This window comes from Lysobacter sp. CC-YZS074 (genome assembly GCF_056739745.1).
The window spans coordinates 2,886,313-2,905,954 of sequence record NZ_CP200301.1 but is presented as its reverse complement, the minus strand read 5'-3'; the positions used below and the strand labels follow the sequence as shown (position 1 = coordinate 2,905,954).

Genomic DNA, 19,642 nt, shown 5'->3' with positions numbered 1-19,642 from the left:
GCGCGGGCGAACGATCATCCGATCGCGGCTGAGCCGCTCCTGCAGAAGCCCCGACCGGCCCGGCTCCGACGGACCCTGCCGGAAGGCCCCGCAGACACGCTCAGTCAGGAGGATACGGAAGCCTTGGAGACTGCATCCGGTCCCCGCGCCACTCAGTCCAGCAGCGGCTCGAGCTTGCTCCACACGTGGTCGCGCAGCGCCGGCTGCGCGTCGGCCACCGGGTGCAGGTTGTCGCCCTGGAACGCGTCGCGGTCGGTCGCGATCGGTGCCAGCAGGAACGGCAGCAGGGCGGTGTCGAAGCGTTCGGCGAGCATCGGGTAGTTGCCGGCGAACGCTTCCGTGTACGCGGCGCCGAGGTTCGGCGGCATCTGCATGCCGACCAGCAACACTTCCGCATCGGCGCCGTGGGTGGCGCCGATCATGTACGCGAGGTTGGCGGCGGTCTGCACGGTCGGCAACCCACGTAGGCCGTCGTTGGCGCCCAATGCGATCACCACCACCTCCGGGCGGTGCCGCACCAGCGCATCGACGATCCGCGCCCGTCCGCCGGCGGTGGTTTCGCCACTGATGCTGGCGTTGACCACGTCCCAGCCGGGCCTGGCCTCGGCGATGCGGTCGGCGGTCAGCGCCACCCAGCCCTGCGCCGCGGCCATGCCGTAGCCCGCCGACAGCGAATCGCCCATCACCAGCACCGTGCGTCCCGCCCGGGCATCGCCGCGCGCCTGTGTCGCCTGGACCGGCAGAACCGCGACCAGCCACCACAAGGTCAAGCCAATGGCACATTGAACCGCGCGGCGGGATGCCGCATATCTGCTGGAGTTGCGCTTGCTACGTTGCATCTTCGCTCCGATGGGGGCCACCCGACGCGCCGGCCGGTCCGTCCGCCGATCGTAACCGGCCGCGCTCCACACGATGTCCAGTTGCCCTGCCTGTGCGGGCCGGACCCGCCCGCGCTCCACAAGAAAATCCATGATGACGACCGATTCCGCTTCCTTTGCCTCCGCCACCGCCGTTTCCTCCGCCACGGCGGCCGACCTGCCGCCGGCGCTCGTGGTCGAGTCGCTTGGCAAACGCGTGCAGCTGCCGTCCGGCCCGCTGGTCATTCTCGCCGATGTCGGCTTCACCGTTGCGCGCGGCGACACCGTGGCGATCGTCGGTGCCTCCGGCTCGGGCAAGAGCACCCTGCTGTCGTTGATGGCGGGGCTCGACATCCCCAGCGACGGACGGGTGGTGCTGCACGGCGAGCCGCTGTCGGCGCTGGATGAGGACGGTCGCGCGCGGGTGCGCGGCGAGAAGGTCGGCTTCGTATTCCAGAACTTCCAGCTGCTGCCGTCGTTGACCGCGCTGGAGAACGTGATGCTGCCGCTGGAGCTGCGTGGCGACGCCGAGGTCGAGGCGCCGGCGCGTGCGATCCTGGCCAAGGTCGGCCTCGGCGAGCGACTCGACCATTACCCGCGCCAGCTGTCGGGCGGCGAGCAGCAGCGCGTGGCACTGGCGCGGGCGTTCGTCACCGAGCCGTCGCTGCTGTTCGCCGACGAACCCACCGGCAACCTCGACAGCCATACCGGGCAGGCGATCATCGAGCTGCTGTTCGCGCTAAACGCCGAGGCCGGCACCACGCTGGTACTGGTCACCCACGACGACCACCTCGCCGAGCGCTGCCGCCACCGGCTGCGGCTGGACGCGGGCCGGCTGGTGGCGGACGAGCGCGTTGCGGACGCGCGTGCGGCCGACGGGCGCATTGGCGCATGAGCCGGCGTTTCGGCGCGGGCAACGTGCTGGCGATGGCGTGGCGGCAGATGCGCCGCGACCTCCGCGCCGGCGACGTGAGGATCCTGCTGGCCGCGCTGGTACTGGCGGTGCTGGCGGTGACCGCGGTCGGCTTCGTGACCGACCGCGCCGAGCGTGCGCTGGCGATCGAGGCCAACCGCCTGCTCGGCGGCGATGCGGTGGTGCGTGGCGACGCGCCGGTCGGCGACGCGATCGAACAGGTCGCCTTGACGGAGGGGCTGCAGCGCACCCGCACGGTCGAGCTCAACACCATGATCCGCGTCGGCCGGAGCGATGGCGCGGCCGGCGATGCGCGCCTGCAACTGGGCGACCTGCGCGCGCTCGGCGAGGGCTTTCCGCTGCGCGGGGCGTTCACCATCGCGGGACCGGACGGTGTCGAGCGGGCGGCGCACGGCGTACCCGCGCGGGGCACGGTGTGGCTGAGCCGCGCCGGCGCCGACACCCTGGATGCGCGCATCGGCGACAACGTCACGATCGGCGACTCGACACTGGAACTCGCTGCGCTGGTGGTCGCCGAGCCGGATGCCGCGCTCGACTACTTCAACGTCGCGCCCAAGGTGTTCCTCAACCTCGAAGACCTGACCGCGACCGGCCTGGTGCAGGAAGGCAGCCGCATCCGGTACCGGCTCGTGGTGGCGGGCGACGCGGGCGCGGTCGAGCGGTTCGTCGCCGCCGCCACGCCGGCGCTCGCGCGTGGCCAGCGGCTGGAAACGGTGGCCGATGCGCGCCCGGAAATCCGCTCCGCGCTCGACCGCGCCGGCCGGTTCCTCGGGCTGGCGGCGCTGGTGTCGGTGGTGCTGGCGGCGGTCGCGGTGGCGATGGCCGCGCGCCGCCACAGCGAGCGCCACCTGTCGGGCACCGCGGTGATGCGCTGCCTCGGTGCGAGCCAGTCGACGCTGGCCGGCATCCACATCGGCGAGCTGCTGCTGCTCGGTGCGTTGGCCAGCACGGTGGGAGTGGCGATCGCGTTTGTCCTGCAATGGGGTATCGGCGCGTGGCTGGAGCCGGTGCTCGGGATGGCGATCCCGCCGGCCGGGCCGATGCCGGCGCTGCAGGGCTTCGGCGTCGGCCTGCTGGTGCTGCTCGCGTTCGGCGCGCCGCCGGTGCTGGCGCTGCGGCGGGTGCCGGCGCTGCGGGTGCTGCGCCGTGACCTCGATCCGACCGAGCCGAGTGCCTGGCTGGTCGCGCTGGCCGGCCTGGCGGGACTGGGCGCGCTGCTGTGGTGGAAGGCGGGCTCGGTGGAGGTCGGCACCGCGATGCTGGTCGGGCTGGTGGCGACCTTCGCGGTGCTGGCGGCGCTGGCCTGGGGGTTGATCGTGCTGCTGCGGCGGGTGCGATCGCGCCTGCGCGGCAGCCTGCGTTACGGGCTGGCCAACGTCGGCCGCCGCCCGGCCACCAGCATCGCCCAGGTCGCCTCGCTCGGCCTCGGCCTGATGGCGCTGCTGCTGCTGACCTTCGTGCGCACCGACCTGCTGGACCGCTGGCAGCTGCAGCTCGCGGCCGAGGCGCCGAACCGCTTCATCATCAACGTGCAGGACGACCAGGTCGACGACGTGCGCGCGTTCATCGCCGCCCAGGGCATCGGCGAGCCGACCCTGTTCCCGATGGTCCGTGCGCGGCTGGTCGAGCACAACGGTGAGCCGGTGACCGGCGACGACTACGCCGGAGCCGACGCCGAAGCGGCCGACGAGGAGGCACGCCGCTCGCGCCGCCGCGCCGACCGCGAGTTCAACCTGTCGATGGCGGCCACGCTGCGCGAGGACAACCAGGTCGTCGCGGGCGAGTTCTGGGGCGCGGTCCCGCCGGCAGCGCCGGAGATCTCGGTCGAGCAGGGCTACGCCGAATCGCTGGGCTGGAAGATCGGCGATACGGTGGCGTTCGACATCGCCGGCCAGCGCTTTGCCGCGCGCCTGACCAGCCTGCGCGAGGTCGACTGGGAAAGCTTCCGGCCGAACTTCTTCGTGGTGGCCTCGCCCGGCGCGCTCGACGGCTTCCCGGCCAGCCACATCACCGCGGTCAGCGTGCCGCCGGACCGGCCGCGCTTCACCGCGGACCTGGTCGGGCGTTTCCCCAACCTGACGGTGATCGACATCGACGCCGTGCTCGACCAGGTGCGCGGCACCGCCGACCAGGTCTCGACGGTGGTCGAGGTGGTGTTCTGGTTCTCGCTGGGCGCCGGCCTGCTGGTGCTGATGGCGGCGGTCAGCGCCAGCCAGGACGAGCGCCTGCTGGAGGGCGGGGTGATGCGCACGCTCGGCGGTAGCCGGCGCCAGTTGCGGCTGGCGCAGGCGTCGGAGTTCGCCGCGATCGGACTGCTGTCGGGGCTGGTGGCGGCAATCGCCGCGTCGGTGCTCGCCGGGGTCGTCGCCGAGCAGGCGTTCGACCTGCCGTGGCAGCCGAACTGGGGCATGGCGGCGGTGGGCGGCGCGCTCGGCACGGCGGCGGCGCTGCTGGCGGGGATGTTCGCCACCCGCCGGGTGCTCGACGCGCCGCCGTCGGTGACGCTGCGGGAACTGCAGGGCTGACCGCCAGGGGGCCGAGCCGGGTGCCCGCCCTTGTAGGAGCGGCTTCAGCCGCGATCGTGAAACGGCTCGGGCGAACGATGACGGATCGCGGCTGAAGCCGCTCCTGAAAGGAGCGACAAGTACGATCAGGACGCGGTCAACCGGGGCGCCACCTCCGTCGCGCCGAACCGGCGCGCGTAGTCGCGCTCGTCGGCGATGCGCTCCACCTCGTCGTCGGGGGTCTCGGGCGCGGCATACACGGCGTAGGCGGTTTCGCCGTCGTGCCGGCCCACATGGTGCAGGCGGTACCGCGGACGCCCGCCACCGGTGTTTTCCGGGTAGTGGGCGGGCGGCTCGCCGTTCATGTCCAGCTCGCTGTTGTCGACCGTGCCTCCGACGAATAGGGCGCGCATGGCGTTCTCCGGTGAGGGTGTGGCCTCAGGGTGGCGGCCGTGGCGTTGGGGCGCGATGAAGCCTTCATGGATTTGCGGCTAAACGCCCGCGGCCGCGGCCGCTTTGCTGAACACCTGCCCGGATCAGCCGTAGCGTTTCTGGCAGTGCTCGCAGAAGAACGCGCGCCGCTGCTTGCTGCCGAGCCTGGCGCGGAATGCCAGCCGGCGGCCGCAGCGCGGGCATTCGGTCTTCGTGTGCACCTGGTAGTGCTTCTTCAGCACGTAGTCCTTCTTCCAGCGGTAGAAGTCGAAGCTGTACTCGCGTGCCTCGCGGACCAGTTCGCCAAGCTTGCGCGCCGACAGCGCGCCGACCGGCGTTTCCGGATGCACCCGGATGCGGAACAGCACCTCGTTCTTGATGATGTTGCCGACCCCGGCGAACACGTCCTGGTCGAGCAGCGCGTCGGCGACCAGCGCCTCCGGCATCGCCTTCAGCTTGCGCCGCGCCGCCTTCGGATCCCACGCGTCCGACATCACGTCGGCGCCCCAGTCGTAGACCGCGTCGAGGTCGTCCTCGATGTACTTCAGTGAGCTCGAATAGAAGTTCAGCTCGCCGTTGTCGAACACCAGCGCCAGCCGCTCGGCGCTGCCCTCGCGGCGCTCGTCGATCCGGTAGCTGCCCCACAGCAGGAAGTGCACGCGCAGGGCGAAGCCGTCGAACACGATCAGGAAGTGCTTGCCCCAGGTGCGCAGCGCCTCGACGCGCCGGCCGGCCATGCGCTGGATGTCGAGCCGGCTGTTGCCACCGACGCGTTGGATGCGCCGGCCGGCGAACTTCGCCGCCTCCTCGCGCAGGATCACCAGTGACGGACCTTCGGGCATGGCCGCAGCCTGCGTGCGCGCCGGTCACGACGCCGTGCAGGCCCGACGCGGCCCGCTCGGCCCGCGCTCGCTAAACTGCCGGCCCCACCTGCCCGACCTGACCGCATGGCCCACGACGATCCCGCGCTGCAGACGCTGTTGCTGCCCTTCGAACAGGGCCTGCTGCCCTGGCCCGCCGACGGCGGCGCGCTGCTGCTGCGCGCGCGCGAGGGCGCCGCGCTGCACCGGCGCGAGTGGCCCGGGCTGGTGTGTGAGCAGAGCTTCCGGCCCGATGCCGACGCGCTGTCGCGTGCCGGGCTGGTGCGGGTCGAGGCGAGCGACGAACGCCGCTACCCGCTGGTGCTGGTGCTGCCGCCGCGCCAGCGCGAGGAGGCGCGCGCGCTGTACGCCCGCGCGGTGTCGCTGCTCGCGCCGGGCGGACGGGTCGTGGCCTGCCTCGCCAACAACGAGGGCGCGAAGTCCGGCGAGGCGGACCTGCGGCAACTGGTCGGCCCGGTCGGCAGCCTGGTCAAGAACAAGAGCCGCGCGTACTGGAGTGCGCCATTGCACGGCGACGGCGGCGCCAGCATCGACGCCGACCTGCTCGCGCGCTGGCTCGCGCTGGATGCGCCGCGTCCGATCGTCGATGGCCGCTTCACCAGCCGCCCGGGCGTGTTCGCCTGGGACCGGATCGACCCGGCCTCGGCCTTGCTGGCCGAACAGTTGCCGGCCGACCTCGCCGGCCGCGCCGCCGACCTCGGTGCCGGTTTCGGCTACCTGTCGGTCGAACTGCTGGAACGCTGCCCCGGCATCACCGCGCTCGATCTGTACGAGGCCGAGCGGCGCGCGCTGGAGCTGGCGCGGCGCAACCTCGCACCGTTCGAGGCGCGCGCGTCGATCGGCTACCACTGGTACGACGTCACCACCGGCCTGCCGGCGCAGTACGACGTGATCGTGACCAATCCGCCGTTCCACACCCAGACCCGCGCCGACCGGCCCGACATCGGCCGCCGCTTCATCGCGGTCGCCGCCGAGGCGCTGAAGCCGGGCGGGCGGCTGTGGCTGGTCGCGAACCGCCACCTGCCTTACGAATCGGTGCTGACGGAGAGCTTCGGCGAGGTGCATGCGGTGGCCGAGCGTGACGGCTTCAAGATCATCGAGGCCGTGAAGGCGCGGCCGGCGTCGGCGCCGCGCCCGGAGCGCCGCGGCCGGAAGGACTGGCGATGAGGCTGGTCCGGCTGATCGCCAATCTCGGTTACGGCAGCCGCAAGCAGGTCGCGCTGATGTTCCGCGAGGGCCGCATCACCGATGCCGACGGGGAGGTGCTGTACGCCGACGACCAGGTGCCGCACGCCGCGATCCGCATCGACGGCGAGCCGCTCGACCCGCCGGCCGGGCTGTTGCTGATGCTGCACAAGCCGGTCGGCTACACCTGCTCGACGAAAGACCCGGGGCGGATCGTCTACGACCTGCTGCCGCCGCGCTTCCGCCTGCGCTCGCCGCTGCTGTCGACCGTCGGCCGGCTCGACCGCGACACCAGCGGCCTGCTGCTGCTGACCGACGACGGCCAGCTGCTGCACCGGATCGTGTCGCCGAAGTCGAACCTGGCGAAGGTGTACGAGGCGACGCTCGCGCAGGACCTGCGCGGCGACGAGGCCGCGGTGTTCGCCAGCGGCACGCTGATGCTGGAGTCGGAGAAGACCCCGCTGGCGCCGGCGGCGCTGGAGGTGGCGGCCCCGCGGCAGGCCCGGTTGACCCTGACCGAGGGCCGCTACCACCAGGTCCGGCGGATGTTCGCCGCGGTCGGCAACCATGTGGATGCGTTGCACCGCAGCCGCATTGGTGGCCTCGCGCTGGACGGGCTGCCGGCCGGCGAGTGGAAGGTGCTCGGCGACGGGGACGTGGCGCGGTTGTTCGCGGGCTGACGGCGGCGGAGGTCGGCGTTCCGGGGTGGAACGCGGTCAGTATCCTGCGACCCACGTCGCTCCTACATCGGAGACGATCGCGAAGCCGACACGACGCCGATACCGCGCGAATCGGGATCGAGTTCGAAGAAGTGAATCAGGGGAGCGCATGGAGGGCGAGTCGACGGCGCGTCCGGCGCAGACCGGAATGAAGGAGACGAATCCGGGTGCGTCCGGGGCGATCTGGCGCAGATTCCGTGCTTTTGTAGGAGCGGCTTTCGCCGCGATCGGATGATCGTCCGTCCGCGCCGGTTCCACGATCGCGGCTGAAGCCGCTCCTACAGAAGCCCCGGACCGAGCTGTCGCCACTATCGCGACGCCAGCAATCGTTGTCGCGCGGCATCGCCGTGCGTCGGCCGCCTACCCCTCCAGCAACCGCCAGTACCCTTCCACCCCGAGCCGCTCCATCGCCTCGATATTCCGCCCGACGATCGCGTCCGGATCCGGAAACGCCGCCACCGCGCGTTCGACGCTGGCCTCGCGCAGCAGGTGCAGCATCGGATACGGCGAGCGGTTGGTGCAGTTGCCCGGGTCGTCGTCGGCGGTGCCGGCGAAGCGGTAGTCGGGATGGAAGCTGGCGACCTGGATCTCGCCCTCCAGCCCGAGCGCGTCGACCGCGGCGTCGGCCTGGTCGAGGAAGTCGTTGTAGTCGTCGAAGTCGGCCAGCACGTGCGGGTGGACCAGCAGGGTGGTGTCGACCACCTCGGCATCGGTCTCGGCCAGCCACGCCAGTTCGGCGGCCAGCTCCGCCAGCAGCGCGTCGGTGGTGGTCGCCTCGCAGAGGACGTAGCGGATCCGGTCCTTGACGTGCACGGCCTTGGCGAACGGGCACAGGTTCAGCCCGATCACCGCCCGCTCCAGCCAGCGGCGGGTGGCGGCGATCGGATCTTCGTCGGCGGTGGTCATGGCGTCGGCGGTTGTGTCCGGGCTTGGCTACAGCCCGTCACGGCGAGCGCCGTGTTGGCAGCGCTCGACACGACGGATACCACCGGCCAAGGCTCAATCACGGAAGTTGTCGAACTGCAGCGGCAGCTCGAATTCCTGCCCCTTCAGCAGCGCGATGGCCGACTGCAGGTCGTCGCGCTTCTTGCCGTTGACGCGCAGCTTGTCGCCGTTGATCTGGCTGTCGACCTTGAGCTTGGCGTCCTTCAGCGTCGACTGGATCTTCTTGGCCAGATCGCGCTCGATGCCCTGCTTGACGGTGATCTTCTGCCGTGCGCCGGCGACGTTGGTCTCGACGTCGCCGAACTCCAGGCAGCGCACGTCGATGCCGCGCGCGATCAGCCGCGCGCGCAGGATGTCGGTCATCTGCTGCAGCTGGAAGTCGCTCGGCGCCGACTGGGTGATGACCTGCTCCTCGAGCGCGAACTTCGCGTCGACGCCCTTGAAGTCGAAGCGGTTGCCGAGCTCGCGGTTGGCCTGGTCGACGGCGTTGGTCAGTTCGTGGGTGTCGACTTCGGAGACGACGTCGAAGGAAGGCATGGCGGTTCTCCGGTGTGGGGCCGAAAGGTTAACGCAGGCGCCCATCCCGGGCGCACGCCCCCTTCAGTCGCGCCTGACCAGTTCCACCCGGCGGTTGCGTGCGCGGCCTGCCTCGTCACCGTTGCCGGCCAGCGGGCGGTCGGCGCCGAAGCCCTGCGCGGCGAGCCGGCGCGCGTCGATGCCGCGCGCCACCAGCGCATCGCGCACCGCTTCGGCACGCTGGCGCGACAGCTCGCGGTTGCGCGCCGGCGTCCCGGTCGCGTCGGTATGGCCGTCGATCGACACCGCGAGCGCGGGGTCGTCGAGCAGCAGGGTGGTGATCTCCTCGACCAGCGGCAGGTCGCCCTCGCGCAGCGCGGCGCTGTCGGAGGGGAAGTTGAACTGCAGCGCGATCCGGCCGTCGGTGTCGATCGCGCGCTTCATCTCGGCCGCCTGCATCAGCGCGAGCGAGGTCGCCATGGGCCGGCGCTGCAGCACGGCCACCTGGCCGCTCGCAGGGATCCGGCCGGTGCTGACCTGCACCCAGTATTCGTCGTCCCCCTGGCGGATGAGGTAGGTGTGGTTCTCGCATCCGGGGCTGGCGCAGGCGCCGTGGTAGTGGGCGTCCACCGCCGCGCGGCCACCGAACGCCCGGGCCACCGCGGGAGTGAACTGGACCCGGCTGACCTCCGCGCCGCCCAGCGCGGTAACGGCGTCGCGATAGTTGCTGTGGAACTCCAGCTCGCTCCAGTCGCGCTCGCCCTGGAGCGGATAGCGTTCGGTGAACAGGCGCCCTTCGACCGCGACGATGCCGTCACCGGCAATCACGTGGCTGCGATCGAAATCGCGCTCGCGTTCGTCGGGCAGGGAGCCCGCCAAGCCTTCGGGCGCTTCGAACAGCGGGAACGGCGGCAGCGTTGCCGTGCTTTCCGGCACGGCGGCCGGATCGAACGCGGCGGGCGGCTCTGCTTCGCCCGGCGCCGGCGCCTTCGCCGGGGGGCCCTGGTCCGCTCCGGGTCCGGGCGTCGCCACGGCATTGCTGTATCCGACCGCATCGTCCGGCCCGACCGTCGCGACCGGCCGCGCGCCCGCGGCCGGAGTCGCCACCGCCGCCGCGGGCGGCCGCTGGCAGCCGGCGAGGGCGGTCGCCAGCCACAGGCACGAGCCGACGATGACCGGAATCGGGCGGATCAGCGAAGGGATCAACGCGGAGGGCGTGGCGGGTGACATGACGGGTCCTTGCCGGGACATATCGGTCCGGCCTGCACGGGCTAACGCAGAACCCCGGCGGAAGCTGCCAATCCTGAACCGGGGCGGTGGACCCCCGCTATGCTCCGGGTTCCCTGCCGGAGTCCGTCATTGGATACCCCCTGTCGCCCCGAGCCTGCGGTGTTGCCGCAAGCGGCCGCTCCACGCCCGCCCGCGCTGCGCGCGGCGCTGATCATGCTGGCCGCGGTCGCGGCGTTTTCGCTGATGGACGCCGGCCTGAAGACGCTGGCGGCGATCTACCCGCCGATGCAGGTCGCCGCGCTGCGCGGGGGCGCCTCGCTGCCGTTCGTGCTGGCGTGGGTGCTTGTCAGCGGCGCTGGCCTGGCACCGCTGCTGCGTGTGCGCTGGCCGCTGCACCTGCTCCGCGGCGGCATCGGGATCGCGATGATGGCCGCGTTCGCGTACGCGCTGCGGAGCCTGCCGCTGACCACCGCCTATTCGATCTTCTTCGTCGCCCCGCTGCTGATCACCGCGCTGTCGGTGCCGCTGCTGGGCGAGAAAGTGGGTCCGCGACGCTGGACCGCGATCGCGATCGGGCTGGGCGGGGTGCTGGTGTTGCTGCGGCCTACCGGCGAGGGCCTGCTGAGCTGGGCGTCACTCGCGGTGCTGCTGGCGGCGCTCGGCTATGCGGTCAGTGCGATTACCGTGCGCGTGCTCGGCCGCACCGACTCCACCGCGTCGATGATGGTGTGGCTGCTGGTGTTCCTCGCGTTCGGAGCGGGTGCCTTGGCGTGGCCGCAGTGGGTACCGCTCCGCGCCGCCGATGCCTGGGTGATCCTTGGGGTCGGCGTGGCCGGCGCGGTCGGCCAGTACGCGATCACCGAAGCATTCCGGATCGGCGAGGCCTCGCAGATCGCGCCGCTGGAGTACACCGCGCTGGTCTGGGGCGTGCTGCTGGACATCAGCCTGTGGGGCGTGCTGCCCGACGCGGTGACCTGGCTGGGCGCGGCGATCATCGTCGCCAGCGGGCTGTACCTGTTGAGGCGCGAACGTACGCTGGCCGGCACCGGACCCGGTTGACGCAGACGCCCTCGTCAGTCCTCCAGGCTGCCTTGCAGCGCGGCGGCGAGCGCGGCGTCGCCGTTGACGAGGTCCTGCCAGCGCAGCTGCTGGCCCTTGCGGTGACCTTTCTCGACCAGCTTCAGCCCGTCCGGATCGATCGTCAGCGTGTAGGCGCGATCCTCGATGGTGACCTCGCGGCGGATCGGCTTGTCGAGCTTGGTGGTCATGTCGGGCTCCTGGCAATGGGTGCGCGCCCACCGTAGCGGCGGGCGCGACCGGTTTCCTGAACGGGTGGGTGAGTGGCCGGACAGACGGCGGGCCCCGAGACCCGCCGCTGCCGACATCTATCCGCTGTGGAAGTCAGAACCGCGCGCCCAGGCCCACGCCGACCACCACCGGGCTGGTCTCGGCCTCGCCGACAGTCTCGCCGTCGAGCATCACGTCCGAGTCGCCGTGCAGGTAGCGCACGTCGGCGCGGGCGAACCAGCTCGGGCTGAGCTTCACGTCGACGCCGGCGGTCGCCATCGCGCCCTTGGCGGTTTCCACGCCGAGGCGCTGGCCGGCCAGATCGCCGCTCGCCACGACCTCCTCGCCGTCGTAGTTGTTCTCGTAGTAGCCGAGGCCGACGAACGGGCGCACGGTCTGGGCGCTGGTGCCGAAGTGGTACTGGCCGCTGACCGCGTACGGCTGGGAGTCGATGCTGGCGGCCTTGCCGCTGGCGGTGTTGACCCGGTGGCTGAACTTGTCGGCCGCGCCCCAGGCTTCGATCGCGATGTTGTCGGTCACGTAATAGGACGCGCTGAGGGTGGCGGCGCCGTCGCCGTCGAGGTCGGCGTCCTGGCCGGCGATGGTGGTGTCGCCGGTGGGCTCCGACAGGGCGTAGCCGCCGACGACGGCCCAGCGCTTGTCGCTGGTGTCGGTGGCGTCCTGGGCGAACGCGGCGGCGGGGGCGATGGCAAGCAGGGCCAAGGTCAGGTGTCGGATGTGTTTCATGGGAGTTGTCTCCTCGTTCTGTGGGGGCGCCCGCCGGTGTGCTGGCAGCGCGGCCAACCTAACGAGGCGCGGATGAACCCCGATTGCCCTGCGGTTGCCGCCTCAATGGAACCTTCATCGCGGCCCGTGCTAACGCGCGCCGCGCGACGGCCCGGGGCGCCGCTGAACGGCCGCTGGACTGGTCGCTGGAACGGGCACTGTTACGGGCGATCCGCCCGCCTCGGCAACGCCTGCGGCGGGGACCGTGATTGGCGCCCTCGCACCACTGCGGCCACAATAAGGACCTTTCGCGCAGGTCGGAGCCGAGCATGGCTGAGTTGAAGGAAGCACGCGTCCCCGATATCGGTGGCTTTGACGGCGTGCCGGTGATCGAGGTGCTGGTGGCGGTGGGCGACACCGTCGCGGTCGACCAGGGGCTGGTCACGCTGGAGTCCGACAAGGCGACGATGGAAGTCCCGGCGCCGTTCGCCGGCGTCGTGCGCGAGCTGAAGGTCAAGGTCGGCGACGAGATCGGCGAAGGCGCCGTGGTCGCGATGATCGAGCCCGAGGGCGCGGCCGGAGGCGATGACGCCAAGGCCGGTGCGGGCAAGGCGGAAGCAAAGAGTGACGGCAAGGCCGCGAAGGACGACGGCGCCGGCGCCGAAACGTCCAACGGCGGACGCGCCGAACCCGAGGCGCCGAAGGAGCAGGTCCGCACCGCCGAGTCCGGCACCGGTACCGAGCCGGCCAACGTCGGCCAACCCGACAACCTGGCCAGGCGCGAGGCCGCCGCCGCCCGCGGAAACGACGCGGAAGCGAACGGCGACGCCGGCGCGCCGCGCTCGCCGCCGGTGGTGTTCGACGCCGATGAACTGCTGCCCGACAAGGTGCCCTACGCCAGTCCGGCGGTGCGCCTGTTCGCCCGCGAGCTCGGCGTCGACCTGTCGCGCGTGACCGGCAGCCAGCGCGGCGGGCGGATCGGCAGGGAGGACGTGCAGAAGTTCGTCAAGGGCGTGATGTCCGGCGGCGCGGCTGCCGGCAAGGGCGTCGCGACCGGTGGTGGCGGCCTCGACCTGCTGCCGTGGCCGAAGGTCGACTTCGGCAAGTTCGGCCCGGTCGAGACCCGCGAACTGTCGCGGATCCAGAAGCTCTCCGGCGCCAACCTCGCGCGCAACTGGGCGATGATCCCGCACGTCACCCAGTTCGACGATGCCGACATCACCGGCCTTGAAGCGCTGCGGGTGCAGCTCAACAAGGAAAACGAGAAGGCGATCGCCAAGGGCAAGGCGACCAAGCTGACCATGCTGGCGTTCCTGATGAAGGCCTCGGTCGCTGCGCTGAAGCAGTTCCCCGACTTCAACGCCTCGCTCGACGCGACCGGCGAGAACCTCGTGCTCAAGCAGTACTTCCACATCGGCTTCGCCGCCGACACGCCCAACGGGCTGGTGGTGCCGGTGGTGCGCGACTGCGACAGGAAGGGCGTGATGGAGATCGCCGCCGAGACCGCCGAACTCGCCGCCAAGGCGCGCGAGGGCAAGCTCGGCCCGGCGCAGATGAGCGGCGGCTGCTTCTCGATCAGCTCGCTGGGCGGCATCGGCGGCACCGCGTTCACCCCGATCGTCAATGCGCCGGAAGTCGCCATCCTGGGCGTATCGCGTTCGGACATGAAGCCGGTCTGGAACGGCAGGGAATTCGAGCCGCGGCTCACCCTCCCGCTGTCGCTCAGCTACGACCACCGCGTGATCGACGGCGCCGCCGCCGCCCGCTTCACCACCTACCTGGGGCAGGTGCTGGCCGACATGCGCCGGATCCTGCTGTGATGCGAGCCCGCGCGCTGCTGCCGTTGCTGCTGCTGGCGGCGCCGGCCGTCCAGGCCGCCGGGTGCCCGTTGCCGCTCGGGCACGGCTGGCCGCCGGCAACGGCCAACCACGGTGATGCCGTGGAAGCCCTGCTGGCGGACGGCGTTGCGCCCGCGCTGCAACTGACCTGGCTGCCGCGGCGCGGCAGCGAAAGCGTGTTGATGCTGGTGCCACCGGCGGACGAGGGTGACTGGGCGCTGCGCTACGCGCGCGCGCCCGAACGCGTCGACCATCGCGAGACCATCGCCAACGGCGTCCGCCGGGTGTTGCTGGTGGAGCAGCAGCCCGAAGTGCGGGAAGTGGCGATCCCCGCCGCGCTCGCCACCCGCCTGGTGGAGGGGTGGCGACGGACCCTGCAGGGCGGGGTCGCCGCCGATCGCGACGCACGTTTCCACGACGGCGACCTGCTGAGCTTCGTGATCGACGGCCAGCGGGTCAGCGGGCTGGAGCCGGACTGCGGCCCGGGCGAAGTGGTGATCGAGCAGGCCGAGGCACTGGTGGACGCGGCCGGCGAGAAAGACCCGGACGATTTCCAGGAGCGCTGGCAGGACCTGCGGCAATCGCTGGACGAGCTGGACAAGGAACTGGCCGCGGCCGACTGAGCCGCCGCCGGCGACGCCGGTGCGTACCCGCGCACGCGGCCACACTGATTCAAAGGGGCAGACATGGCCAAATCCATCGAAATCAAGGTTCCCGACATCGGCGGGTTCGACAAGGTGCCTGTGATCGAGGTGCTGGTCGCGGTTGGCGACACGGTCGCGGTCGACCAGGGGCTGGCGACGCTGGAATCGGACAAGGCGACGATGGAGGTGCCTTCCAGCGCCTCCGGCGTGGTGAAGGAGTTGAAGGTCAAGGTCGGCGACGAGGTGTCGGAAGGGGCCGTGATCGCGGTGCTGGAGGCGGAAGGCGGCGCGAAGGACGACGCGAAGGGCGACGCGAAGGGCGACGCGAAGAGCGTTCCGGAGGCGCAGGCCCCGTCCACTGCCGGCGCCAAGCCCGCGCAGGAGCCTGCCAAACCCGCGCCTGCCGGACCACGGAAGGACGCCGACAGGGCCGCCGACAAGGGTTCCGCACCGGCTGCCGGGTCGCGCGGCAACGCGCCCGCGGCGGCGCCCGCGTCCGGCCGCAAGGCCGATGTCGAGTGCCGCATGCTCGTGCTCGGCGCCGGGCCGGGCGGCTACACCGCCGCGTTCCGTGCCGCCGACCTGGGCCTCGACACCGTGCTGGTCGAGCGCTACGAAAGCCTCGGCGGCGTCTGCCTCAACGTCGGCTGCATTCCGTCCAAGGCGCTGCTGCATGCCGCCGCGGTGATCGACGAGGCTGCGCACGCGAAGGACTTCGGCGTCGATTTCGGACAACCCAGGATCGAGCTCGACGCCCTGCGCGCGTACAAGGACAAGGTGGTTGGCCAGCTGACCAAGGGGCTGGCCGGCATGGCCAAGCAGCGGAAGGTGCGCGTGGTGGCCGGCTCCGGCCGTTTCGTTTCCGCCAACGAGCTCGAGGTCGAACACGACGGCCAGACCCGGCTGGTCCGCTTCGAGCAGTGCATCATCGCCGCCGGCTCGCAGGCGGTGAAGCTGCCGGGGTTGCCGTGGGACGACGAACGGGTGATGGATTCCACCGATGCGCTGGAGCTGGCCGAGGTGCCCAGCAAACTCCTCGTCGTCGGTGGCGGCATCATCGGCCTGGAGATGGCGACCGTGTACCGCGCGCTCGGCAGCGAAGTCACCGTGGTGGAGTTCATGGACCAGCTCATGCCGGGTGCCGACAAGGATCTGGTCAAACCGCTCGCCGACCGGTTGAAGAAGCAGGGCGTGGCCGTCCACCTGCAGGTCAAGGCGGCGAAGATCGAACCGCAGAAGCAGGGTCTGAAGGTCGCGTTCGAACCGGCAAAGGAAGGCGGCAACGCGCCCGATGCGCAGCTGTTCGACCGGGTGCTGGTCGCGGTCGGGCGCGCGCCGAACGGCGGCCGGCTCGATGCGGACAAGGCCGGCGTCGAGGTCACCGACCGCGGCTTCATCCCGGTCGACCGGCAGATGCGTACCAGCGCGTCGCACATCTTCGCGATCGGTGACCTGGTCGGCCAGCCGATGCTGGCGCACAAGGCCACGCACGAGGGCAAGCTCGCCGCCGAAGTCGCCGCCGGCGAGAAGAAGGAGTGGGTTGCGCGGGTGATCCCGTCGGTCGCCTACACCGACCCGGAGATCGCCTGGGTCGGCGTGACCGAAGCCGAGGCGAAGGAGAAGGGCCTGAAGGTCGGCGTCGGCAAGTTCCCGTGGGCCGCCTCCGGCCGTGCGATCGGCATCGGCCGCACCGAAGGTTTCACCAAGCTGGTGTTCGACGAGGCCACCCACCGGGTGATCGGCGGCGGCATCGTCGGCGTGCACGCCGGCGACCTGATCGCCGAGGTCGCGCTGGCGATCGAGATGGGCTGCGAAGTCGCCGACATCGGCCACACCATCCATCCGCACCCGACCCTGAGCGAGTCGGTGGCGATGGCGGCCGAAGTGTTCGACGGCACGATCACCGACCTGTACCTCCCGAAGAAGAAGTAGCCGGTCGGGCGAAAAGATGAAGCCCCGGCGGATCAGGCCGGGGCTTCGTGCCCGCCGCTGCCGTTTGCCTTGACGAGGAGAGAGAGGCGGCGGGAGGTGCGGAGAGATTGACCGCCGGCGCGGGTGAAAGGTTCCGACGCCCGTGCGGATCCGTTCAGCCAGCGCCGCTCACGACACGTGGCTTTCGACGGTTGCCGGCGGCAGTGCCCGTCCTTATAATTCCGCGGCTCCACCGGGCGTCTGACGCCCAACCTCCCCAGACCGACGAACCGCGCGTGCACGATCCGATGTCCGCAGGTCGCCGGCTGGCGCTGCGCGCGACTGTCTTCCAGGCAGGCGCGACGGCGCTGGTCGCCCTGGCCCTCCTCTCCCATGGCATGCCGTCGGCGCTTGGGGTGCTGGTCGGCGGTGGGGCGCTGGTGGCGGGGAGCGCGCTCGCCGCCTTGCTGGCGCTGGGCGGCGGAGTCCAGCCGGCAGGCGCGGCAATGGCGCGGCTGCTGGCGGGAGTGGTGTTGAAGTGGGTGGTGGTGATTGCGGTGTTTGCGCTCGGCCTCGCCGGGTTCGGGTTGCCACCACTGCCGATGCTGGCCGGCTTGCTGGCTGCGACGCTGGCCTTCGTGCTGGCCCAGATTCTGAAACGATAAGGTGTCTTTCGTGAGTGAACAGACCGGTTCGGGCGGCCTGAACGAATACATCCAGCACCACCTCGGGCACAACACCGTCGAGGTGCTGGGCGGCCAGTTCAATATCGACTCCTGGCTCGTCGGCCTCGGCCTGGGCCTGGTGTTCATCCTGTGGTTCGGCCTCGCCGCGCGGCGCGCGACGCCGGGCGTGCCGAGCAAGGGCCAGGCCTTCGTCGAGATGATCGTCGAGTTCGTCGACGGCCAGGTCAAGGACACCTTCCACGGCGACCGCCGCTCGGTCACGCCGTTGGCGCTGACGATCTTCATCTGGATCGTGTTCATGAACACGATGGACCTGATCCCGCTCGACCTGGTCGGCTGGGGCATCCACACCGTCGCCGGTGAGGAAGCCGCCGCGCACACCTACTGGCGCCTGGTCCCGACCGCCGACCTCAACACCACCTTCGGCATCTCGGCCTCGGTGTTCCTGATCCTGATCGGCCATGCCTGGTCGGCCAAGGGCGGGTTCGGCTTCGGCAAGGAGCTGCTGACCGCGCCGTTCCACGCGCACGGCTTCATCGCCGTGGTGCTGGCGCCGGTCAACCTGCTGATGAACATCATCGAGTGGCTGGTCAAGCCGATCTCGCTGGCAATGCGACTGTTCGGCAACATGTACGGCGGCGAGCTCGTGTTCATGCTGATCGCCGGCCTGTTCGCCAGCTGGACCACCTTCGTGCCGGGCATCATCGCCAACGCGGCGTGGGCGATCTTCCACATCCTGATCATCCTGCTGCAGGCCTTCATCTTCATGATCCTCACGGTCGTCTACATCGCCGGCGCCCGCGAGAGCCATTGATTGCCGCAGTAATCCGCTTCAGTTCCAACCCTTCGTTCCATCCACTTCAAGCAACAGCCTTTACCCCAGGAGAAGCACCATGGAGTTCATCGCCAACGTTCAGGGTCTGACCGCCATCGCGATCGGCATCATCATCGGCCTCGGCGCGCTCGGCGCCTGCCTCGGCATCGCGATCATGGGTGCCAAGTTCCTCGAGTCGGCCGCCCGCCAGCCGGAACTGGTCCCCATGCTGCAGGGCCGCATGTTCCTGCTCGCCGGCCTGATCGACGCGGCGTTCATCATCGGTCTCGCCGTCGCCCTGTTCTTCGGCTTCGCCAACCCGCTGATCAGCGCCCTGCAGGGCTGATGATCCGCGCGGCGGCCCGTGCCCCGGCACGGGTCGCGCCCCCGGACCGGCCATCGCGGCCGGTCCATGCCAGTAACGTCGAGGACCCGTCATGAATCCCAACATGACTTTCTTCGGTCAGATGATCTCCTTCGCGATCCTTGTCTGGTTCACGATGAAGTTCATCTGGCCGCCGCTGAACGCGGCCATCGAAGAGCGCCAGAAGAAGATCGCCGAGGGCCTGGCGGCTGCCGAGCGCAGCCAGAAGGACCTCGCCCAGGCGCAGCAGAGCGCCGACGCCGCGCTGCGAGAAGCACGGGTCAAGGCCAACGAGATCATCGAGCAGGCGCACCAGCGCGCCAATCAGATCGTCGACCAGGCCAAGACCGACGCCGCGGTGGAAGCCACCCGCCAGAAGGCGATGGCCGACGCCGAGATCGTCGCCGCGCAGAACCGCGCCCGCGAGGACCTGCGCAAGCAGGTGTCGGTGCTGGCCGTCAGCGGTGCCGAGAAACTGCTCAAGCGCGAGATCGACGCCAACGCCCACAAGGCGCTGCTCGACGAACTCGCCGCGCAGCTCTGACGCGCTCCGACCGATGCCCCAAGCGATGAGCCTTAAGCAATGAGCCAGTCCCTGACCCTCGCCCGCCCGTATGCGCGCGCCGCATTCGCGGCCTCGCGCAACGACGGCCGTGCCGCGTCGTGGTCGCAGGCGCTCGCGTTCGCCGCGCAGATCGCGGCCGACCCGCGGGTGCAGTCGCTGCTGTCGCACCCGCAGCTGTCGAACGACGACGCGGTGGCCCTGCTCGCCGCCGACGGTGCCGACGAGGAGCTGCGCCGCTTCATCGGCCTGCTCGCCGACAACCACCGGCTGGCGCTGCTGCCGGAGATCGCAGGGCTGTTCGAGCAACTGCGCGCCGAGGCCGAGCGCATCGTCAAGGCGCGGGTGACCGCGGCCAGCGAGCTGCCGGCCAGCGAGCTCGAGTCGATCCGCGACGGCCTCAAGCGCCGCTTCGGGCGCGATGTCGAGATCGAGACGGCGGTCGATCCGTCGCTGATCGGCGGTGCGGTGATCGACGCCGGCGACGTGGTGATCGACGGCTCGCTCAAGGGCAAGCTCGAGCGGCTCCAGGGCGCACTGGCCCACTGACAGCAACAACGTGGGCGGGCCTTGGCCTGCCGAACGCGAAGGCGGGCCCCGCCCGCCC

The 19,642-nt window shown here is 70.8% G+C and carries 21 protein-coding genes; 13 read left to right on the top strand and 8 right to left on the bottom strand.

Features of this window, described 5'->3' with window-relative positions; translation table 11 throughout:
- Positions 1–152: 152 nt before the first annotated feature.
- A complete protein-coding gene (locus U8331_RS13145) occupies positions 153–770 on the bottom strand; it encodes an arylesterase (protein ID WP_481131460.1) in 618 nt (205 codons plus the stop codon).
- A gap of 202 nt (positions 771–972) precedes the next feature.
- Between U8331_RS13145 and U8331_RS13140 the strand changes: the two genes are divergently transcribed.
- A complete protein-coding gene (locus tag U8331_RS13140; RefSeq protein WP_481131459.1) occupies positions 973–1,752 on the top strand; it encodes an ABC transporter ATP-binding protein in 780 nt (259 codons plus the stop codon).
- Positions 1,749–4,316, top strand: a complete 2,568-nt coding sequence (locus tag U8331_RS13135) for an ABC transporter permease (protein ID WP_481131458.1) — start codon at positions 1,749–1,751, stop codon at positions 4,314–4,316. The genes U8331_RS13140 and U8331_RS13135 overlap by 4 nt, the downstream gene beginning before the upstream one ends.
- Before the next feature lie 125 nt (positions 4,317–4,441).
- On the opposite strand, the gene U8331_RS13130 is transcribed toward U8331_RS13135, so the two are convergent.
- Positions 4,442–4,708 carry a hypothetical protein gene (locus U8331_RS13130; protein WP_481131457.1) on the bottom strand — a complete coding sequence of 89 codons (267 nt, stop codon included), beginning with the start codon at positions 4,706–4,708 and terminating at the stop codon, positions 4,442–4,444.
- A gap of 123 nt (positions 4,709–4,831) precedes the next feature.
- Positions 4,832–5,569 carry a DNA-formamidopyrimidine glycosylase family protein gene (locus U8331_RS13125; RefSeq protein WP_481131456.1) on the bottom strand — a complete coding sequence of 246 codons (738 nt, stop codon included), beginning with the start codon at positions 5,567–5,569 and terminating at the stop codon, positions 4,832–4,834.
- Between the two features lie 105 nt (positions 5,570–5,674).
- Between U8331_RS13125 and U8331_RS13120 the strand changes: the two genes are divergently transcribed.
- A complete protein-coding gene (locus U8331_RS13120) occupies positions 5,675–6,775 on the top strand; it encodes a class I SAM-dependent methyltransferase (protein ID WP_481131455.1) in 1,101 nt (366 codons plus the stop codon).
- The gene (locus U8331_RS13115; RefSeq protein ID WP_481131454.1) at positions 6,772–7,473 is read left to right on the top strand and encodes a pseudouridine synthase; all 702 of its coding nucleotides are present in this window, start codon (positions 6,772–6,774) and stop codon (positions 7,471–7,473) included. The genes U8331_RS13120 and U8331_RS13115 overlap by 4 nt, the downstream gene beginning before the upstream one ends.
- Before the next feature lie 399 nt (positions 7,474–7,872).
- Here U8331_RS13115 and U8331_RS13110 read toward each other — a convergent pair whose 3' ends face one another.
- From U8331_RS13110 to U8331_RS13100, 3 genes are all read right to left on the bottom strand, one after another.
- Complete coding sequence (locus U8331_RS13110; RefSeq protein ID WP_481131453.1) at positions 7,873–8,418, bottom strand: DUF1415 domain-containing protein; 546 nt, start codon at positions 8,416–8,418, stop codon at positions 7,873–7,875.
- A gap of 93 nt (positions 8,419–8,511) precedes the next feature.
- Positions 8,512–8,994, bottom strand: a complete 483-nt coding sequence (locus U8331_RS13105) for a YajQ family cyclic di-GMP-binding protein (RefSeq protein WP_481131452.1) — start codon at positions 8,992–8,994, stop codon at positions 8,512–8,514.
- Positions 8,995–9,057: 63 nt separating this feature from the next.
- Complete coding sequence (locus U8331_RS13100; protein WP_481131451.1) at positions 9,058–10,203, bottom strand: OmpA family protein; 1,146 nt, start codon at positions 10,201–10,203, stop codon at positions 9,058–9,060.
- A 213-nt stretch (positions 10,204–10,416) separates the two neighbouring features.
- On the opposite strand from U8331_RS13100, the gene U8331_RS13095 reads away from it, so the two are divergent.
- Complete coding sequence (locus U8331_RS13095) at positions 10,417–11,262, top strand: DMT family transporter (RefSeq protein ID WP_481132991.1); 846 nt, start codon at positions 10,417–10,419, stop codon at positions 11,260–11,262.
- A gap of 14 nt (positions 11,263–11,276) precedes the next feature.
- Here U8331_RS13095 and U8331_RS13090 read toward each other — a convergent pair whose 3' ends face one another.
- Positions 11,277–11,471 (bottom strand): hypothetical protein, encoded by a 195-nt coding sequence (locus U8331_RS13090; RefSeq protein ID WP_481131450.1) that lies wholly within the window; start codon positions 11,469–11,471, stop codon positions 11,277–11,279.
- Between the two features lie 133 nt (positions 11,472–11,604).
- Positions 11,605–12,237, bottom strand: a complete 633-nt coding sequence (locus tag U8331_RS13085) for an OmpW/AlkL family protein (protein WP_481131449.1) — start codon at positions 12,235–12,237, stop codon at positions 11,605–11,607.
- A 308-nt stretch (positions 12,238–12,545) separates the two neighbouring features.
- Here U8331_RS13085 and U8331_RS13080 point away from each other — a divergent pair, with 308 nt between their 5' ends.
- The 8 genes from U8331_RS13080 to U8331_RS13045 all read left to right on the top strand — a co-directional run bounded on the left by U8331_RS13080 (position 12,546) and on the right by U8331_RS13045 (position 19,584).
- The gene (locus U8331_RS13080) at positions 12,546–14,036 is read left to right on the top strand and encodes a dihydrolipoyllysine-residue acetyltransferase (RefSeq protein WP_481131448.1); all 1,491 of its coding nucleotides are present in this window, start codon (positions 12,546–12,548) and stop codon (positions 14,034–14,036) included.
- Positions 14,036–14,677, top strand: coding sequence for a hypothetical protein (locus tag U8331_RS13075; RefSeq protein ID WP_481131447.1), 642 nt, complete (start codon positions 14,036–14,038; stop codon positions 14,675–14,677). Before U8331_RS13080 ends, U8331_RS13075 begins: the two co-directional genes overlap by 1 nt.
- Before the next feature lie 63 nt (positions 14,678–14,740).
- Positions 14,741–16,630: a dihydrolipoyl dehydrogenase gene (gene lpdA / locus U8331_RS13070; protein ID WP_481131446.1), complete on the top strand. Its 1,890-nt coding sequence runs from the start codon at positions 14,741–14,743 to the stop codon at positions 16,628–16,630.
- Positions 16,631–16,905: 275 nt separating this feature from the next.
- A complete protein-coding gene (locus tag U8331_RS13065) occupies positions 16,906–17,274 on the top strand; it encodes a hypothetical protein (protein ID WP_481131445.1) in 369 nt (122 codons plus the stop codon).
- 10 nt (positions 17,275–17,284) lie between these two features.
- Entirely contained in the window at positions 17,285–18,109 is an 825-nt protein-coding gene (atpB, locus tag U8331_RS13060; protein ID WP_481131444.1) for a F0F1 ATP synthase subunit A, read from the top strand.
- A gap of 79 nt (positions 18,110–18,188) precedes the next feature.
- Positions 18,189–18,455, top strand: a complete 267-nt coding sequence (atpE, locus tag U8331_RS13055) for a F0F1 ATP synthase subunit C (RefSeq protein WP_215219435.1) — start codon at positions 18,189–18,191, stop codon at positions 18,453–18,455.
- 91 nt (positions 18,456–18,546) lie between these two features.
- Positions 18,547–19,017 (top strand): F0F1 ATP synthase subunit B, encoded by a 471-nt coding sequence (locus tag U8331_RS13050; RefSeq protein ID WP_036212933.1) that lies wholly within the window; start codon positions 18,547–18,549, stop codon positions 19,015–19,017.
- A 39-nt stretch (positions 19,018–19,056) separates the two neighbouring features.
- Positions 19,057–19,584 carry a F0F1 ATP synthase subunit delta gene (locus U8331_RS13045; RefSeq protein ID WP_481131443.1) on the top strand — a complete coding sequence of 176 codons (528 nt, stop codon included), beginning with the start codon at positions 19,057–19,059 and terminating at the stop codon, positions 19,582–19,584.
- Positions 19,585–19,642: the final 58 nt, after the last annotated feature.